The 21,188-nt window shown below is 32.8% G+C and carries 7 protein-coding genes and 1 pseudogene; 5 read left to right on the plus strand and 3 right to left on the minus strand.

Annotated features, from left to right (window positions below; all coding sequences use genetic code 11):
* Nucleotides 1–1,776: 1,776 nt before the first annotated feature.
* A pseudogene (locus MHH25_RS07180) lies at nt 1,777–2,746 on the plus strand (IS630 family transposase).
* 504 nt (nt 2,747–3,250) lie between these two features.
* Here the strand turns inward: MHH25_RS07180 and hflX are convergent.
* From hflX to loaP, 3 genes are all read right to left on the minus strand, one after another.
* A complete protein-coding gene (gene hflX / locus MHH25_RS07185) occupies nt 3,251–4,516 on the minus strand; it encodes a GTPase HflX (protein ID WP_340019597.1) in 1,266 nt (421 codons plus the stop codon).
* 1,275 nt (nt 4,517–5,791) lie between these two features.
* On the minus strand, nt 5,792–6,061 hold the full coding sequence (locus tag MHH25_RS07190) for an acyl carrier protein (RefSeq protein ID WP_340019599.1): 270 nt from the start codon (nt 6,059–6,061) through the stop codon (nt 5,792–5,794).
* 26 nt (nt 6,062–6,087) lie between these two features.
* Complete coding sequence (gene loaP / locus MHH25_RS07195) at nt 6,088–6,663, minus strand: antiterminator LoaP (protein ID WP_340020464.1); 576 nt, start codon at nt 6,661–6,663, stop codon at nt 6,088–6,090.
* A 474-nt stretch (nt 6,664–7,137) separates the two neighbouring features.
* Here loaP and MHH25_RS07200 point away from each other — a divergent pair, with 474 nt between their 5' ends.
* From MHH25_RS07200 to MHH25_RS07215, 4 genes are read left to right on the plus strand one after another with little or no spacing between them, the layout of a single operon-like run.
* Nucleotides 7,138–11,655, plus strand: coding sequence for an amino acid adenylation domain-containing protein (locus MHH25_RS07200; protein ID WP_340019600.1), 4,518 nt, complete (start codon nt 7,138–7,140; stop codon nt 11,653–11,655).
* Nucleotides 11,656–11,687: 32 nt separating this feature from the next.
* Nucleotides 11,688–13,622 carry a carbamoyltransferase C-terminal domain-containing protein gene (locus MHH25_RS07205; protein ID WP_340019601.1) on the plus strand — a complete coding sequence of 645 codons (1,935 nt, stop codon included), beginning with the start codon at nt 11,688–11,690 and terminating at the stop codon, nt 13,620–13,622.
* Nucleotides 13,623–13,643: 21 nt separating this feature from the next.
* Entirely contained in the window at nt 13,644–15,557 is a 1,914-nt protein-coding gene (locus tag MHH25_RS07210; RefSeq protein WP_340019602.1) for a carbamoyltransferase C-terminal domain-containing protein, read from the plus strand.
* A 23-nt stretch (nt 15,558–15,580) separates the two neighbouring features.
* The gene (locus MHH25_RS07215) at nt 15,581–21,184 is read left to right on the plus strand and encodes an HAD-IIIC family phosphatase (RefSeq protein ID WP_340019603.1); all 5,604 of its coding nucleotides are present in this window, start codon (nt 15,581–15,583) and stop codon (nt 21,182–21,184) included.
* The last annotated feature ends 4 nt before the right edge of the window (nt 21,185–21,188 follow it).

Below are 21,188 nucleotides of genomic sequence, written 5' to 3' on the forward strand. Positions count from 1 at the left end.
CGGATGGAACCACATTGGTTTACCTGTTCGTGATTAAGGCCTGTTCAACAACGAGATTGTAGCTGGGCAGTTGTCCAAACGAAACGATGTTCAGCTCGTTTTGGATACGGTGGAGCAGTAGACACGAAAAAGAGACATATCGGAAGCCATGCTCCATTCGGATAAAGGCTTCCAATACACGTCTCAGGTGTACAACTCATTATTAGAAGCATTCGGCGTCAAGGGGAGCTACTCTCGCAAAGCAACCTGTCTGGATAACGCATGCGTCGGATCCTTCTTTTTCCATCTCAAGACCGAGAAGCTGTACTTTAAACAGCGTAATTTAGAAGAGGAGATTCGACAAACGGTGGAAAATTACAATTATAAACTACCAACGCTTTCAAGCCAAACTCAAACAAACGCCCACCGATTGAATATCGATGTGCGCGGGCAGCATAGCTTTTTTATCAGTCTACTTGACAGGGGTATAACCAGGTTAAAAAACTTACCCCGCAGTGAGTTAGACGAGCAGATATTCTGAAACCTATTGGGAAAATAAAGACCTTACCTTTTAGAAATCCTAAATATTGGACAAAGACTCATACAACATGTATCAAACAGGTTTTAGAATCTGTTTGTGAAGCTAGATTCCACAAACACAGTTATGATTTTATTGAAGCGGTTATGGACAATGGGGTTCGTGACAAGAACCTGTTGTAAGTATCATCGAAGATGTTGAAAGCTGAGATTGAAGGTATTGGTGTACCTTCAAAAGGCAAGGGAGAATTCTATCCCCTCTCCTGTCAAACTTGTTTCTAAACGAAACCGACTGGTGGATAAGTGACCAGTGAAAGTTCTTTAATAGCAGACATAAGTACGCAACAAGCAACGGTGGAGAGTCACACAAATTTAATTCATTGCTTAAAAGTAATCTAAAGCAATTGTATCTAATTAGATACGGGATGACTTCAAAATCATGTGTGAAAGTAGAGAAGATGAAAGGATTCCAAATATAATGTGGCCATTATTTGATGCACAAAATCACTATGATGTGGAAACACATTTCAACCTTGATGCTAATTGGTTAGTCTGGACGTTGAATAAGTTACTTCATAATCAACTAAAGAAAGTGAGTAAAAATTGAGAATCGCCTACGGAAACGTATAAGCGTTTATTTAAGAATAATTATAAGAAACGGTACGTTACTGAGGGTATACTGTTTCCTCTCGGGGATGCCAGACACAAATGGGCAAGAATATTTTCACCGTTAATTAATAGTTATATTACTGAGGGTAGGGCACTTATTCATAAAATCTGAGTGATAGTTACAATCATAATATTTACGCAACTTAATGAGTAATCCGTTATTGAACTAAAACGTGGAATTGAATGACAATAGGATATCCCTATACGTCAGTCAATATGGTAAATGTGGGGTCCACTGAACAGAAGTGAAGATAAGTGGTATAGAAGTTCATCACCAAACACCACGGAGTAAGGGTGGTGTTTGGTGATGAATATACCTAATCACGATTAGTTCCCGAGCACATAAATTAATTGTTGAGTTGTTTTATTTGGTTCTCACTCATTTTTCGCAGCTATAAATTAGACTGAATACCTTGCGACTGTAATGACTAAACATGTTATTCCCTTGACTTGAAAAAAAACTTTTTCGTTTGGTATCATGGAAGTGTCTAGCAACCATGTAAACAAAAAAGGTGTAAACCTATGGTAAGGATTTTGTGGCTACTTGTCGAAGTAATATAGACAATAACTTCAGATAGGCAGGGGAATTTAATGGACTTTAAAGCATCCTTTCAAGAGATCGAAACTGCGATGAAGCAAGCAAAGAAACGTCGGATGTACAAACGGTACCAGACACTGTATTTGTTTCTGCAAGGAACCGAAATTTATCAAATTGCTCATATGATAAATCGAAGTGCGAAAACCGTAAAAGGTTACATTGTGGCGTATCAAAGCGGAGGGCTTTCGGGTCTCCAAATGAATCATTCACCAGGTGCACCTGTTCGATTAACTTCAGAACAACAAGAACAGTTGAAACAAACGATCGATTGAGCGGGAATTTGGCGTGACGTATTCGCTTCGTGGTATCTCCAAAATGATGCATCGCCAGGGACTAAGTTACACCAAACCAACGTATACCTTGGCAGCGACGAACGAAGAAAAACAACGAATCTTTACAGAATCCACGTTTCCCGACTTAAAAAAAGAGTGATAAAGGACGAAATTCAACATGTCCTTTTTGAAGATGAATCCATGATTCGCGACTACCAAGCGATTCAGAAAACGTGGTTTCTCCGCGGAAAGCAACGGATGATTCCAACCACAGGTAAACATCGCGGAGTCAAACTGCTGGCAACTGTGGACTATGTAACAGGCAAGATTGTGTGGCAGGAAGATGAGCAGTATACCGCAGAAACATTTCTATGTTTCTTGAAAAAGGTTGTAAATGAATACCCCACAGGCAAAATTGTGATGATATTGGACAATGCCCGAATCCACCGTGCCAAGCTGCTGATCCCGTTCCTCACGGAGATGGAAAACCGGCTTGAACTCGTTTTTTTGCCTCCTTATAGCCCTCAACTGAATGCAGTTGAGGGTTATGGAAATGGCTTAAATCTGATGTGTGATTAACAACGTCTTCTACCACACGGTTACTGAAATTCGAATCAACGTACAGCAATTCATGGACGAGATTATGAAACTGCCTATGACGATCATTGACCGGCTCTGTGTTAGGTTCTAGTCATTCGTTTCTTTAATTCAACTTAAATAAGTTTCGCTCTTAACTTTTCTCATAATATAAAAATGTAATCTACTTCATCAGGCTGGCATTTGCAAGTCTTTTGGCCTTTCTGTGCTTGTTGTCTTTCAATTACTTTTCTCGCTTGTGTTTAAGGGGAAGAATTGATTTCGACTGCTGGAGCAGTCGCGGCGCTTTATTGCGAGCTTTTCTTCATTCGCTCAGTTTAACAGTGGTCCTGCAGTTTTCCGCACTTACGTCAACCAAGCGTGTAAAGTGTACATTTTGGACGAATCCACTCCTTAGCGCAATCACAGTAAGAGGAGTGCGGGTTCAATTTCAGAATGAGTAGAAGGTTCCGCAGGATTTATCACCTAATTCCATGTAAGGGATTATCCGAGATATGGAATTAGATGATAAATTGTCTTACATAAGAGCTCATTACATAAGGGGGATGCATCTTGAATCATGAAATTGTGTAGGTCTTAGCAAATTTCAACATGTAAATTAACTATCTTCATGAATATATTTTTTATATTTTTCATAATCGCTGAATGTACATTCCATGGTTAATGTAGTACCTTCATTTTCATAACTTGTTGAAAGAATATTAGCATATTCATTAAAGTAATGGACTAAATTACCTTCTGTATATGGGATTCTCATAGTACATGTCTTATAGTCCTGAAATAAGTAGTTGCGAATAAGGTCAATGATCATATCAATGCCAATTCCATGTTTTGCGGATATAAAAACATGATTATCTTCTGATTTAGGGATATTTATGTCCATTAAATCAGACTTATTAAATACAAGAATAATAGGGATATTGTCAATTCCAATTTCTCTTAGAGTAGAGTTAGTTGTTTCAATAAATTCAATATAGTTTGAGTGGGAGTAGTCTACTACATGAATCAATAGGTCAGATGCTGCGGATTCTTCCAATGTCGATCTGAATGCTTCCACTAAATGATGTGGTAAATTTCTCACAAAACCTACGGTATCAGTGATAAAAAAGTTTTTGTTGTCAGGCATTTGAATATGTCGTACCGATGTTTCAAGAGTAGTAAAGAGCATGTCTTTTTCAGTTACTTTTTTATTTGATGCTTGATTATATGAATCAACTAATGTGTTCAATATGGTTGACTTACCAGCATTGGTATATCCAATTAATGAAATTATAGGCACCTTATTTTTTTTTCTTTTACTTCGTTGAGTTCTTCGTTGTGTCACTATTATATCTAACTCTTTTTTTAATAAGCTGATTTTATTTTCAATTTTCCGACGATCTAATTCTAATTTAGATTCCCCTGTGCCTTTATTTCTTGCTCCAGATCCACCTCTCTGACGATCCATAGATTCCCCTGATCCAATTAATCGGGGGAGCATGTACTGAAGATGGGCTATCTCGACCTGAAGCTTGGCCTCTTTTGTCTTCGCGCGTTGTGCAAAAATTTCCAATATTAATTTAGTACGATCAATTACTTTGCAATTCAGAACTAATTCTAAGTTGCGTACTTGTGTAGAGGAGAGTTCGTCATTAAAAATAACTAGATTAGCGCCGAATTTTTCGATTTTCGAGAGAATATCAGGTATTTTACCCTTACCTATATAGTGTGATGGGGTAACACATCTTAAATTCTGCACAACTTCAGCTACAACATCCAAATCACAAGCAATAATTAAGTTGCTCAGCTCTTCCATTGTATCATTGTAATCAGGTTGATTATTTACATTGACTCCTATAGCAATTGCTTTTTTTTTGAGATCCATTTACTGTATACCACCATTCTGAATTTCAGTTAAGGTTCTAATATATGGATTAAACTTAAAATTTTTATACTCAAATAAGAAACGGTCAATCATTTCAAGTGGAGATTGATTTAGCTGTTTCATAAAGAAATATGTGATCGAATGACCTAGAACTTCAGAAAGAAGACTTATTCACGACATTTTGCTTGCTCTGGGCAACTAACCGCCGTACTGGACAACTCCCATACTTATCAAGCTGAGGAAATCAGATCGTTTCTGAAGCAGCATCCAAGGCTCCGTTTAGTCTACCTACCCAATTATGGCCCTGAACTGAACCCCACCGAAGGGCTGTAAAAATGGCTCATGCATGTAGGGTATCGGTCAAAATAGTTGGAACGCCGAAACGTCGAGCACTTCCTCTTCTCGGTGAGTAATATATCTTATTTCATAATCCAGAGCCGCAAACAGCTTCGCTCCTTGATGTTTCCATAGGTGGAATCTTAAGCTGGCTAGTCGTTGCTGAGAAACACTTGCCCGTTGTCGGTTTGAGTCCAGGTACACCTGAAAGTTAGAACTGGGAATATGGCAAAACGTATACGCTTAAAAAGGCATATCCAAAGTGTTTATCCATTAGGCATTTGCTATTCAAAAGCAATCTATACTCTGGATCTGGCTAATACGGAAGATCAGGAAGAGTTCATTAATTGACGCTACCAGAGCACAAAGGTCAGTTAGATCAAGGTGAAAGACCATTTTCTTTTTTTAGATAAGTTCAGTTATCTGAGCATAATTGGTTTGCAATATATTTGGTTTTACCAGGATCAAAGTGGCTCCCCTTGTGAGGGCGGTTAGTTTTTTTGGGACGGGGATTGGATTAGTATCCAATCCCTGTAGCCCGTGCCAGCGATAGTCATTCCAATAGCCGCTGATTGCCAGAACAGATCGGCTCCAGATATCTGGAATCTCAGTCAGTTGATGCCCTTCCCAGTGGCAACCTTACAGCCAGATACTGCTCATACATTCGGTACTCGTTGTGGCATTCATAGCTGTATTAAGTCCCTTTCTCATCCTCATTAAAATCTCCTCTTTTCGGGTCTTTACAACTTATTTAACTGTTGTAAGAAGATGTTAATTTCGAGAGAGTTTAGTCTAATCTAAATAGCTAAAAGTTCCTAAGATTTGAAAACGATTCTAATCATACACTTTCATGAGGTTTTATAGTGCCATTGAGGATTTTATTATTTCTATCCCAAATAAATTATTCTTCAATCTAAATAAAACATCCGTTAGCTTTTTCTAAATTTCCTTTAATGATAATTTATTAGTTATTTGTTCAGTAATAACATTAATGTTTGAGAAATTTTCGAAAATTAGTTCTTCATCATCAAATTCAATTTCATAAGTTTCCTCTAGCTGAACAATTAAATTTATTGCCTTTAAAGAATCTAACCCAATAGAGTCTAAATCTTCATCATTAAGAATTTCCAGATTATGATTTAAGATTTCTTGGATTAATCTAATGACAGTTTTATGTATTTCATTTTGGTTTTGAGTAGATTGTTTCATATACAGTCCTCCAATTTTTAAAGTAACTATTGTTCACGAGTAATGAGAATTCCAACATCCATTAAGTATTGAGTCTCCATAAAATTCAAAGAAATTTTAGCCCTACTTTTACGTATTTCAATTTTCTTAATTGAGCAGGATAGCTCCCTTAAGGGGCCAGATTCTATCACTAATTTTTCTCCATCAAAAAAAGCTTTTGAGAATTCCACTATATCATTATCATCTATTAATTTTAGAATTAGGTTAACCTCTTCCGATGGAAGCGCTTTAAAATAGTTGGCTTCTCCTTCTATCAAGGTATTATGATCAGATGTAGTTCTATCTTTTTTATTATTATAAGTCAGTAAACTAATTACATTTGGTATTTTGATAATCTCATAATACGTACAAAAATCCATTTTAACATTAATTAGTAAATATCCAGGGAACATTGTTTTTAAAACAATTTTTGTGTTTTTTTCTTTTTTTTCAGGGATTCTCCGCTTTGGCAATAGGCATCTGATCATCGTAGGACCGAGTTTTTGTTCTAAAAGCGATTTTGTTTCATCTTCATATCCGGTTTTTACGTATAAAGCGTACCAATGAGAATTTGATATTTGTATTCATCCTTTCAATGAAGTTTAATGATACAAGTAATCATATACTATAAATCCAATATAGGGAATTATAATAGAGATGAAAATGATATCTGTTTTTTTGGTTCTATCTAATTATTTAGATTTTATTGTAACATAAGATAATATATATTATAGTTACAATAAAAATCTAGGCAGAGATGTTGTTACGGCACACTTTGTTGAAGTTTGGTTATAAAAGTTTTCTGAGTAGTATACTTTATTGATAAAAATCTAGTATATGAAAGGGCGAAGCTGTGTGAAATAAAAAATTACGCGAAAACGACTATCTATTGTAGAGAGTCGTTTTTTGTTGTGATGAAATTAGGATTAAATGTAAATAACCTCTTATGACATATTTATAAGACAGTATAAATTGAAAGTTTAATGCTAAAATCTTAAAAAAAAATTGGTGGGAAAAGCCCTCTTTCTTCACTTGAATTGAAAGGAGAAAAAATGAAAATGCATTATACAGCCGAAAAGAAGCAATTGTATTCATTAAGCCATGCACAGAAGAGAATATGGTATATTGAAAAAATGTATCCTAACACCTCGATGCATAATATTGGTGGAATTATTAAGATAAAAGGGTACATTGATTTAGATGTATTAGAAACAACTATACATTCTTATATTGAGCATAATACAGCTATACAATACCAGATCACTGAAGTTAATGCCGAGCCCCAGCAATATTTAAATCAATATAGACCCGAGAAGTTAGAGAAGGTATACTTTGAAGAAATAGATAATTCTCAAGAGAAGTTTCTTCAGTGGACTAATGAATGGTTTCAAAAACCATTTATTATGAGTGAAACGCGGTTATTTGACTTTGCATTATTTCAGTTGGAAGATACGTATGGGTATATCTGCAAATTACATCACGTTATTGCCGATGGTTGGAGCATGAAATTGTTAACTGATTATATTGGAAATACTTACAATGATTTAAGCTCAAACAACGTTTTATCAACAAATGAAAATGAGCCAGTTACGTATATAAATTATTTAGAAAAAGAGCAAGATTACATTCAATCGAGGCGTTTTGAAAAAGATAAAAAATACTGGAATGACTTATTTTCTGACTTATCAGAAACTGTGTTGGAGGAGTCTTCTGAAAACACAACAGGGAAAAGAAATTCGTTTGTTTTAGATAAAACGCTATCAAAGAATATTAAGAATTTCATAAAATCACATAACCTAACATTAACCTCGTTATTTACTTCAGCATATTTAACTTATGTCCATAAGATTACACGAGAAAATGTTGCAACCGTTGGGATGCCAATATACAACCGTTCGGGTGTGAAACAGAAAAAGATTACGGGCATGTTTACTAGTACAATGCCATTTAGAGTTAATATTGACTCGTCTTACTCAGTAATGACTTTTTTGCAAACAGTTAATGAAAAATTAAAACAAGCTTACTATCATCAAAAGTATCCTTTTGACCTACTTGCTAGTGACTTACAACTTAATAAAAAAGGTTACGATAAAATTTTTAACACATGTATCAATTGTTATAATACGAAGTATACCAATAACTTTGGTTATGCAGTATATGAATATACAGAACTTTATAGTGGTCATCAATCTTATTCTTTACAAATCGTTGTAAAAGAGTGTTCCAATGAGGAAGAAATTGAAATGTATTTTGATTACAAAATCAAGGATTACTCATTAATTGAAATAAATAACATGTATAAACGAATGGTTCATATCATTGAAACAATGTTAGGACAAAGGAATCTAACAATAGAAGAAATTGAGTTGATTTCTAAAGAGGAAAAAGAAGATATACTTTTTTCTTATAACGATACATATATGAGTTTTCCAGAGGGACAAACAATACAGCAACTGTTTGAAACTCAAGTATTCAAATCTCCTGAAAAAGTGGCAATCATTGAGAACTCTAAATCTATTACTTATGAAGAGTTAAATGATCAAGCTAATCGAATGGCAAAACATTTAATAAAACATAGGATTGGTCGAGGTTCTGTAGTGGCAATCATGCTACCTAACTCGATAGAGTTAATTGTATCTATTCTTGCTGTATTGAAGTCTGGTGCTGCGTATCTACCTATTGATCCAGATTACCCAAGTGAACGAATTCAATATATTTTACAAGATAGTAAAACAGATCTTTTATTGACTGATTTATTTTTAAATAGTGAATTGAAGGGGATATCAAATGTAGTTTTTATCGAGGAAGAATTATTTATGAAAGGAGACCCTTCAAATTTATCACTAGAGTATATCCCGACTGACTTAGCTTATATTATATATACTTCTGGCTCTACAGGCCGTCCTAAAGGAGTAATGATTGAACAAAGAGGTTTGGTAAATTATATCTGTTGGGCAAAAAACGCTTATCAAGCACATGAGAATAAGGATGTATTTTCCTTATATTCTTCCATTGCATTTGATTTGACGATAACTTCAATTTATACACCTTTAATTAGTGGCAATACCATTGCAATATATAATAATATTGGAGAAGAATTTATACTACACAAAATCCTTCGAGATAATAAGTCGACAATTATTAAACTTACGCCAGCTCATCTTTCACTTTTGATAAATATTTCTGGCTTTGATTTTAGTGATTCTATTGTCAAAGTACTTATTGTAGGGGGAGAGAATTTCAAAACAAATTTGGCTAAAAAAGTTCACAAATGCTTTAATGGTAAGATTGATATCTATAATGAGTACGGTCCTACAGAAACGGTAGTAGGTTGTATGATTCATAAATATAACATTGAAAAAGATATTAAATCCTTTGTGTCTATAGGAAAACCTATTCAGAATATGAAGGTCTATTTACTTGATGATCAAAAAAAACTTGTCCCACCTGGAGCTATTGGTGAAATCTATGTTGCAGGCGCTGGAATTTCAAGAGGATATCTCCATCAAACTGAACTTACAAAAGAGCGCTTTCTTTTAAGTCCTTTCAATGAGGAAATGATGTATAAAACAGGGGATTTGGCAAAACACACATCAGATGTTGGGATGATTTACTTGGGACGGCAGGATAATCAAGTGAAAATTAAGGGACATCGTATTGAACTAGAAGAAATTGAAAACCATCTTATAAAGCATACTGGAATTATTGATGCAGTGGTTACAAGTTGGTCGGTAGACTCTGATTCTGCCCAACTTGTAGCATATCTCGTATGTAAGGAGAAGGTTAGTTCACATGAAGCACGTGAATTCCTTTTACAACAATTACCTAGTTATATGATACCATCTTACATTATTAACTTGGATAAAATCTCATTGTCTCCAAACGGTAAGGTAGATAGGAGCAAACTACCCGATCCTCTTTCTTTGGGAGAATACTCAGCAGAAGATGAACACTTAGATGGCGGAATTAAGGAATTATTAATTTCCGTTTTTTGTGATGTTCTAAAAGTGGATCATCTCGAAATAGATGACAATTTTTTTTATTTAGGTGGTGACTCGATAAAAGCAATTCTTATCGCTAGTCGATTACATGAGAATGGATACAATCTAAAAGTTAAAGACATATTAGCTTTTCCGACGATCAGAAGTCTAATTAAATTTATTGAACGGGATGTAAGAGAAACTAAGCTGGCTGCTGAAGGAACTATAAATCCATCCCCGATTATCTCATGGTTTTTTAAACAGAAATTTTTTAATCAAAACTATTTCAATCAATCTATCATATTGAAAATGAACCAAAATATTTCAATTAATGATATTAATGTGATTTTAAAAGATTTGATTCAATATCAAGACACTTTACGAATAAACTACAATATGGAGAAAGAAACTCTGTATTATAACAATGATCATCTTTTTAAAGAAGATGATGTGAAATTTTATGACCTATTTTTAGAAAATTCTGAAGAAAAGTATAAGAAACTCAAGGAAATTTGTACTTTAGCTAAATCAAACATGGATATTACGAAAGATCTATTGATAAAAATGATAGTTTTCAGTTTGGGAGAAGATGAACAATATCTATTTATGACTGCTCATCATTTAGTGATAGATAGTGTTTCATGGCGAATTATATTAGATCATATAACTCAGCGCCTTTCAAAGAAACAACATAATTTTTATAATAACATTGCAGGCTCATATCAAGCATGGACAGAGAAACAGCAAGAACAATCCAGTGACTATTCTACAGTGGAGATGCTGTATTGGAACGGAATTCAAGATAAAATTACTAATTCATTACCAACGGACTTTGATCATTCAGGCATAATTAGCATGGATAGTGAAATTAAGCTATATGGTGATTTGACGGTAGAAGAAACTAAGTTACTTTTATCACAAGCTAATGTTTCTTACAATACTCAAACAAATGAGCTTTTAGTGGCTGCTTTGATATTTGCGCTTTACAGAATAAATAACAGAGATAGAGGGCTAATTAGTATAGAACTAGAGGGGCATGGACGTGAAGTTTTAGAAGAATCACAATCGAAAGATTTGTTAAATATGGTAGGTTGGTTCACATCTATTTATCCTTTTGTTTATTTAATTGAGTCAGAAGATTTATCATTAAACATACTATCAATTAAAGAAAGTATTCGCAATATTCCTAATAAAGGGACAGGCTGGGGAAGACTGGGCTTTTTATATGAGCAGAAAGAGGTGAGTTCAAGACTCATTCGTTTTAATTATCATGGTGAGGTTGATACACTTATAAATAATTCAATCATGGAGCTTTCAAGCCTGGATACGGGGCCAGATACGGACATAAGAAATCATTTTACAAGTTTGATGGAAATTAATGCAATGATCTCTCAAGGGAAATTTAATTTTGTACTTTCTTTTTCTAGTAAACAATTCAAAGAAAGTACAGCAGAAGCTCTCAAAGTAGAATTTATATCATGCTTACGTGAAATTATTATAGACTGTACCAGCAGAGAAGAGGTCCAATTTTCAACCTCAGATTTTGAAATGCTAAATCTCAGTCAGTTTGAGTTAAATGAACTATTTAATAGTTAGTAAATACATCCATTCAAAGGAAGGTGTTTTTAATGGAAAACGGGTATTATCTTTCAACATATTTAGAAATAAGTGAGTTAGCGAATTTATATTCTTTTGCTGAACGGCATGATCACAATGTATCATTGTGGCGCTTGACAGATCATAAAGTTGAGCTTATTCATTATTGGGAATTAGAGCGAATAACAGGGAATAAGCACCATCGACATGCTTGTTTCAATGTAGACGAGGCTAAAAAATTTCTGAATGAACTATTAAGTACTTACGATTTATCATTAGAAGATATGGTGGAAATATGGGGCACACCTCAATTAGAAACGGTACATGACTACCATTCGATCGAAGATTTCCCTGATTTCACCTACCATTCGATTAGTCATTTGTTTTCTACAGTAATGTTTGATACAGAAATCTTTAATAATAAAACGGTTATTGGATTTTCCGTTGATTTAGGATCTGATTCTATTATTGATAAAAACGCTGCAGAAAAGATAGCTTTCACAGGTTGTGTTGTAAATAAAGGTGAAATAGAAGTTTTCCCTATTCATTCACCAGGGTTGTTATGGGGAGCTGCAAGAAGTGTATTTGGTCTTGAAGAAGGTACACTCATGGCACTTTGCTCCGCGAGTACAAGCCATGCCTTTTTTGAAAATGAGAATATAGAGAGCATAATTACTAAAAGTAGATTACAGAGCGTGGAATATATTAAAGAATTATATGACAGAGTAAAGTCTTTTACATCGAAGGAAATAAGGACTTTATTTAGTGGTTATGATCCTCGCTTCACAATAGAAGAAAATAATATCAGTATGGTAATGAAAAAAATTCAAAAACTGTCTAGTGAAATGATGGACTACAACATTGATAAGATTATAGAGCAATACGATATACAAACTTCCAATGCTTATTTAGCTATGTCAGGTGGGTTTTCCCTGAATTGCCCTACGAACAGTCACCTCATGTTAAAGTACAAGTTTAGAGGTTTTGTTGCACCTCCATGTGTAAGTGACACGGGCCAATCACTTGGAATAGCTTTATATGCATTTTTTAAAAAGAAAAGAAATTTCGATTTTAAAATGGAGCATGCCTATTATGGAGATCGTGATATAAATCTAAAAGATTTAATATTTAATGAAGAATATATCCAATTTATTAATCACGTTTCGGAATTTAATGCGGAGCAGGCTGCAAGAGATATTCAAGACTCACCTATAGCCTGGTTTGATGGTGCTTCAGAAGTTGGACCAAGAGCATTGGGTAATAGAAGCTTGTTATCAGATCCCAGAACACAACTAGCTAAAGATAGTTTAAATAAAATTAAAGATCGACAATGGTGGAGACCAGTTGCTCCAATCGTATTGCAAGAAGATATCGAGGAATGGTTTGATGATGCTCATCCATCACCGTTCATGCTTCATACTTTTAAAATAAAAGAAAGAGTGCTGGGCTTAATTCCTGGAGTAGCACATTTAGATGGTACTGCTAGGGTTCAGACGATTGATAAAAGCACCTCTCTACAGCAACTTTATAAATTAATTGAAGCCTATAAAGAGCAGACTGGGATTCCAATTATTTGTAATACATCTCTTAATGACAAAGGGGAACCTATCATTAATAAAATTGAAGAGGTTTTAAATTTCGCGCTTCGTAAAGGCATTAAAGTTGTATATGTCAATGGAACACGAATTGAGTTACATAATCACGACTTATATAGACAAGTAGAACCACAACCAAGACCATTCAATTTCAAATTGAATGATTCATCTATTCTTGAATGGAAAAAGAAATTAAATCCTTACGATGTTCCTTTAGAATCAATATATTACTTTGTAATGGTTGAGAATAGAGGAATTACTGAGGCACTAGATATAACAAATAAATTTGATGCGAGACAAGTATATATCAAAACACAAATATATAAAAATAAAGAGCAAATTACTTCTGCAGACGAAATTATTTGGAACTAATTGTTGAAAGGAAATTATGTTATGAAAAATGGATATTATTTATCTACCTATTTAGAAATTAACGAACTAGGAAATTTATATCATGTTTCAGATCGACATGATCAAAATATGTCATTATGGCGTGTTGTGAATCAGCAAATAGAACTGGTTCATTATTGGGAAATGGAAAGAGTTACTGGGAAGAAGCATCATCGACATGCATTCTTTGATGCAAATCAAGCAAAAGTTGTGATTAATAAGTTATTAAGCAACTACAATTTGTTAGTAGATGATATGATTGAGATTTGGGGAACGCCAGGAATTGAAACTACATCTGATTATCACTCTTTAGAGGAATATCCGGATTTTTCGTATCACGCCATGAGTCACTTGTTTTCAGCTATATTGTTAGATTCAGATAAATTTTATAACGATACAATCATCGGATTCTCTCTTGATTTTGGTTCGGATTCAGTGATAGATAATGATATAAAAAATAAAATACAATTTTTAGGTGGGGTGGTAAGGGAAGGGGGGTTTGAAGCCTTTCCAGTGTATTCACCAGGATTATTATGGGAAGCTGCAAGAAGAATATGTGGTTATGAAGAGGGGACATTAATGGCTCTAAGTTCTGCGAGTCAAAGTGTTGCCTATTTTGAGCAAGTAGATCTACAGAACATCCTTAATAAAGGTAGAATTGAAATTTTGGAATATGTTCGTTCTTTATATAATCAAGTAACAAGCTTTACTGAAGATGATAAAGACATATTATTCAATGGTTACGATTCAAGATTTACAATTAAAGAAAACCAAATTAGTATGGTAATGAAAAAAGTCCAAGAACTATCAATAATGATTATGGATTTTAATATTGATGATGTCCTCACAAAATATGATATTAATCCAACAGAAGCACATATTGCGATGTCTGGAGGATTTTCATTAAACTGTCCTACGAATAGCCACATAATGACTAAATATAAATTTAAAGATTATATTGCTCCGCCGTGTGTAAGCGATTCAGGACAATCCCTTGGTATCGCTCTTTATGCATTTTATAAAAAAATGGGCAATATTAATTATAAAATGACACATGCTTATTATGGAGACCAAGATCAAAGATTAACAGAAATATTACAGAATGAGGAATTCAAGTCTTTCATCGAAAAGGTAAGTGATTTTTCTGCAGAACAGGCCGTTATAGATATTCAAGATTCGCCTATAGTATGGTTTAATGGTGCTTCGGAAATTGGGCCAAGAGCTTTAGGTAATAGAAGTCTACTTTCAGATCCTAGAACTTTAAAGGCAAAAGATCAATTGAATCAAATAAAAGGGCGACAATGGTGGCGTCCAGTTGCTCCTATTGTGATGGAGGAAGAATTAGTAGAATGGTTTGAGAACGCCTATACATCACCTTTTATGCTTCATACTTTTAAGATAAATAAAAATAAAGAAACGGAAATACCAGGTGTTGCCCATCTTGACAGAAGTGCACGCGTTCAAACAATGAATCAAGGTACATCTAACGAGCAATTATATCAAGTTTTACAAAAATTTAAAGATAAAACTGACGTGCCTATAATATGTAATACATCTTTAAATGATAAAGGAGAACCCATTATTAATAAGATAGAAGAAGCTTTGAATTTTGCTTTAAGGAAAGAAATCAAAATTATTTATATTAATGGTAAGCGCATTCAATTGATAAATCATAAAGTATATAATCAAGTTATACCGCAGAAAAGATATATAAGTTTAGAGTTAGATCAGGCAGAACATAATAATTGGAAGGAAAAATTGAATCCATACGATGTTTCTTTTGAATCGATATTTGTAAATGTTTCATTAGGTTTGAATCTTGACCTTAAAAGCAAAGCTAATGCCAGATATTTAAATATTTTATCTAAAAAGTATTTTGTTAGAGAGCAGATTGAAAATATAAGTGAGGTTCTATAGAGTTAAAGAAAGGAGTAAGGGCATTGTCGGAGAAACAATATGCAATTAATAAAGCAAATGTAGAAGACATCATTCCTTTGACTCAAATGCAAGAAGGATTACTATTCCAATCACTGATTAATCCAGAAAAAAATCTTTATTATGAACAAGTAGGTTTTAAAATCTCTGGAATTATAAATGTGGAAATATTTAAAAAAGCATGGAATTTTGTTGTAGCTTCTAATGAAATGCTCCGTGCCATTTTTAGATGGGAAAATATTAGTATTCCAGTTCAAATCATTTTAAAAGAAGCTGAAATTGACATTAACACTTTTGAATTAGTTCACTTCTCCAAAGAAGAAGATATACAGCAAAAGATCGAAAAGATTGTAATAGAAGATAGAAAGAAAGGTATCAATTTTAATTATCATCCATTTCATATTACGTTGTGTGAGTATAAGAAAGATAAAGCATTGATGATAATTTCTAGTCATCATGTCCTGTATGATGGTTGGAGTAATAGCATACTGATTAGAGAATTTTTGGATATCTATGAGAAGTTTCTACAAGGTGAAAACGTAGAAGTACCCTTGAAAAAAAATAAATATAAAGAGTATATACGTTGGCTTTCTAATCGGGATAGATCGAGTGAAAAAAAATATTGGTCATACTACTTAAGAGATCTGAAAAAGATTGATTTACCATTTATTGAAAATAATCAAAAAATAGGTTTAACGGAAGAGAAGGCATATAGACAAACATTAAATACAGAATTATTTAGTAAAATAAATGAATTTACTAAAATGAACAATGTTACAAGTGCGACGGTTTTTTATTTAGCATGGAGCTTGTTGCTTGAATATAGTAATAGGCAGGGAGACATCGTTTTCGGTACAGTAGTATCTGGTCGTCCTCCTGAAATAAGTGAAATCGATAAAATAGTAGGATTATTTATAAATACAGTACCGTTAAGAGTGAAAATTAACTATAAGGATTCAGTTGATGTATTATTGACACAGCTCGAAAAAAACATAAGCGAAAGAGCTGAATATGAAAATACCTCAATACCTGAAATAAAAGATTTTATTAAATATAATAAATCTACAAATTTATTTGATTCTGTTGTAGTAGTTCAAAATTATCCCTTATTTGATAATAATTTATCAAGTTTATCAACTTGCCTAGAATTTATTTATGAAAAAACAAATTTCGATCTGACGATCCAAATAGAAAATTACGGGGAAACCTCTGTTAATTTTCTTTATAATAGTGAACTATTTAATGTATATCGTATTAAGCAAATAATGAATAAATATATAAAAACCTTAGAACTTCTTATTTCAAATGAGAGAATGAGTATAGAAGAATTGTTTTCTTGTATCAAAAATACTACGGAAGTAATAGAAGATAACTTAGAAGAAAAGTTAAATGTAATTATAAGTTCTACTTTTACTTCTGAGTTAATTGAACCATACATGAGTTGGTGGTTAAATCATTTTAACGAATCAGTTCAAATCTCTTTTACAAGTTACGATCAAGTGATACAAAATTTACTGGATTCTGAAAGTGAATTGTCTAAGAATAGAGATGTTAACTTATTATTTATTAGATTTGAGGATTGGATTCGTCATCACATACATGATGAATTTCAGTGTCGTGAGATCCTATATACTATGTTCCAGCAAGTTTTAGATATTATGCAAACAAAAGAACTGAAATCCACTTATTTTGTAGGGATTTTCCCCTTATCTATTAATACGAGTGATTCAATACAGAGAATTTTAAAAGAGATCTATAAAGAATGGGTAGACCAGTTATCGAAAATAGATGGTATTAATATCATAGATTATAGAGAGATTGAGCAAATTTATGATATTTCTGAGGTAGAGGATACCCTTCAGGACTCTATGGCGCATATTCCATATACAGAAGTTTTTTTTGCAGCAGCTGGGGCGTTGACATCGAGGAAATTAGTGGCATGGAGAAAACAAAAATTTAAGGTCATTGTTGTAGATTGCGACAATACTTTATGGAATGGAATCTGCGGAGAAGATGGGATACATGGTTTGAAGATTGATACATCCTATCAATACTTGCAATCTTTTTTATTACGAAAAAAAAATGAGGGTATGCTTTTAGCTATATGTAGTAAGAACAATGAAGAAGATGTCTGGGAAATATTTAATAGTCACCCTGAAATGATCTTGAGAAAAGAGGACTTTGTTTCAAGTAGAATTAATTGGGAGGCAAAATCCACAAATATTAAAGATATAAGTTTAGAATTGAATTTATCAACAGATAGCTTTATTTTTTTAGATGACAGCTTAACTGAGTGTTATGAAGTTATGCAAAACAGCCCAGAAGTTTTGACACTACAAATTCCAGAAGAATCTACACTAATACCTGAATTTTTGAAACATGTTTGGGCTTTTGATCAATTTAAAGTTACCAAGGAAGATCAACAAAGAACTGAGATGTATTTAGCGGAGAAGAAGAGAAAGAATGTTTTAACTTCTGTAAACTCAATGGATGTAGAAGGCTTTTTAAAACAACTTCAGTTAAAACTTAGTCTGAGGATAATGGATCCCAATGATTTATCTAGAGTATCTCAACTTACGTATAGGACAAATCAATTTAATTTAAATTCTATAAAGAGAACTGAGAATGATATTTCAATCCTTATAGCAGACCCATTTGTTAAATGCTGGATTATAGAAGTGGGAGATAAATTTGGGGAATATGGATTAACCGGAGCCATAATTGTTAGAGAAAACGAAGAGAAATTAGAGTTTATTTCTTTTATGTTAAGTTGCCGAGTTCTAGCCAAAGGAATCGAAGTTGCTACATTAAGCTGCTTAAAAGATTATTATGCAGAAAAAGGAATTACTGAATTCCAAGCTCAGTATGTAGTCACGAATAAAAACAAGCCTTTTTTAGATTTTTTAGAAAAAAACAACTGGAGAAAAATAAACACTACATCAGAATGGATTGATTATCAAATTAGTGTTGAACAAATTACTCTAATTGATTATGTGGACTGTTATATCAATGAGTCTTATGAAAAATATTACAATAATAAACTTGTAACGCATAATACGATTTTTGATCATTTGGGTATTGCAGTTCAAGATATTAATCAATCCATTAAGTTTTATAGTGAATTAGGTTATAACATTAGTAATGTTATTGAAGATCCTATCCAAAATGTGAAGTTAGCATTATGTCAAAGAGAAGATTTAGGAACTATTGAGTTAGTCGCTCCTATTGATAAGGAATCACCAATTATTAGTTTGCTAGAGATTAACGGTAACACTCCTTACCATATTTGTATTAAAGTTGAAGATATAAAACACTTTCAAGAAAATTTAAAGAATAATGATTTTGATTTTGAAGTAATAAGTGAAGCTAAGCCAGCAGTGATTTTTAATGGAAAAAAAGTGGCATTTATCTCTATTTATGAGGTGGGTGTTATTGAGCTCCTCGAAGATCCTGTTAGTATTCATACGCAAAAAATATTACATCCAAACAAAAAAGACATAATAAATTATTTGGTGAATGATCTAGATATTTCTTCAAGATTTTTTGAACTTATCGGATATACTCGTGAAGTTAGTCATGATAAAGGACAAAATGTTATTTCGTTGAATCGAATAGATACAGGCAGAATAGAACTTAGTTCACCAATGAATAACCATTCACATGATTATAAAGCTCTAATCAAACGCGGGCCACATCCATATAAGTTATTAATAGAAACGGATAAGAGAATTGAGTCAGGAGAAAACCACTACAAAGATGAATATCTTAATAATAAACATGATTACTTAATTCACTATTTAAATGAAGATAAAGAGCTGAATAGGAAAAAAAATAATTTTACAATTAATGTTATAAACAAAGAAAATCTTGTTCACAAAAATTATTTGACACCATTAATGAATTATTCAGAAGAACAGTTGTTACAATTGACTCTGAGCGAAAATCATAATACAACAATCATAAAAAATGTATATGAAGCAGCAGAAACTGAGATTGAACACAAACTAATTGATGTTTGGAAAGAAGTATTAGCAGTATCACAAATTGGAGTCAATGATAATTTTTTCGAATTAGGAGGACATTCCCTAAAAGCTACAGCTCTGATATCAAAGGTACATGTGGTTTTTAAAATTAGATTAACCTATAGAGATATCTTTATGTGTCAGACTGTTAAAGATCAAGCCAAATGTATTAGAAATAAAAAATATGTTAACTACTCTAATATTGAGATAATTGAAAAAAGAAACTATTATCCATTATCCTACGCACAAAGAAGATTATTTGTTTTGAATCAACTAGATAAAAAAAGTACGAATTATAACATGACTGGAAGACTAATCATTGAGGGGGAATTAGATTTAAAGAAATTAGAAATAGCCTTTCAAAGATTAGTAAATAGACATGATGTTTTAAGAACAGCATTTTCCATAATAGATGGCGTTCCTATGCAGCATATTTTTGATGATATTAATTTTACAATCAATTATCTAAATATACCGACTGGTTCAGTTGATATTAAAAAAATAGACACACTAATTGAGGAGCTAATCGAACCATTCGACTTATTCCATGCCCCTTTGTTTAGAGTGCATTTAATTAAAATTAGTATAGGGAAACACATGCTAGTTTATGATTTGCACCATATTATTGCGGATGGTTTTACTATGAAAATTTTAACACAAGACTTTTTTGATTTGTACACTGGTAAGTCATTACCTAATTTACGAGTACAATATAAAGATTATTCTATGTGGCAAATCAACAATATGTCATCACAATATTTAATAATGCAGGAAGAATATTGGCTTGATATGTTTAGTAAGCCCGTTACAGATTTGAGACTTCCATTTGATTATCCAAAATCCTCAAACCCTTCTTTTAAGGGAGATATATATCATAAAACGATAGACGAAAATTTGTTCGAAAGCGTAACAGATTTTGCCTTAAAGAACGAATGTACTCTTTATATGATATTATTGAGTGCTTTTAATGTACTTCTGTATAAATATACAGGTGAAGTAGACATCACTATTGGTTCTCCGGTAGCAGGTCGAAATCACAATGATTTAGAAAGAACTGCGGGAATGTTTGTTAATATGTTATCAATGAGAAATTATCTAAACGAAGATTTAAGCATTAAGCAATTTGTTAGAGAGCTTAAAGAAAATTCACTTAAAGCTTTTGAGAACCAAGATTTCCCTTTTGATTTGTTAGTTGAACGATTAAATTTAAAAAGAGATTTAAATGCAAATCCATTATTTGATGTGGTATTCACTTTCCAAAATGCAAATATTGACAAAATAGAATGTGAAGATCTTATTTTAAGTTACGAAGATATACAGTTTGACACATCAAAATTTTTTCTAACTCTATTTGTACAACAAAAAAATGAGCAGTTGTTTCTAAGTATCGAATACTCAACAATGCTATTTGAAAAAGAAATGATAGAAAATATGATGAATAACTATATAAAAATCATAAAAATGATGGTAGAAAATGATTCTATTTCGTTGAAGGAAATAAGTATTGTCGATGAAGGAATGGAAGAACGATTAGAATTACAGCAGATAAATTTAAAAGAGAAAATTTCTATAAATTTTGATTTCTAGTGAG

The organism is Paenibacillus sp. FSL H3-0457 (assembly GCF_037981725.1).
In the GTDB taxonomy this organism is placed as follows: Bacteria; Bacillota; Bacilli; order Paenibacillales; family Paenibacillaceae; genus Paenibacillus; species Paenibacillus amylolyticus.

Excerpts from the sequence above, each read along its gene's own strand:
- hflX (WP_340019597.1), bottom strand. The coding sequence starts at position 4,516 with ATGGATCTCAAAAAAAAAGCAATTGCTATAGGAGTCAATGTAAATAAT.
- MHH25_RS07190 (WP_340019599.1), bottom strand. The coding sequence starts at position 6,061 with ATGAAACAATCTACTCAAAACCAAAATGAAATACATAAAACTGTCATT.
- MHH25_RS07200 (WP_340019600.1), top strand. The coding sequence starts at position 7,138 with ATGCATTATACAGCCGAAAAGAAGCAATTGTATTCATTAAGCCATGCA.
- MHH25_RS07205 (WP_340019601.1), top strand. The coding sequence starts at position 11,688 with ATGGAAAACGGGTATTATCTTTCAACATATTTAGAAATAAGTGAGTTA.
- MHH25_RS07210 (WP_340019602.1), top strand. The coding sequence starts at position 13,644 with ATGAAAAATGGATATTATTTATCTACCTATTTAGAAATTAACGAACTA.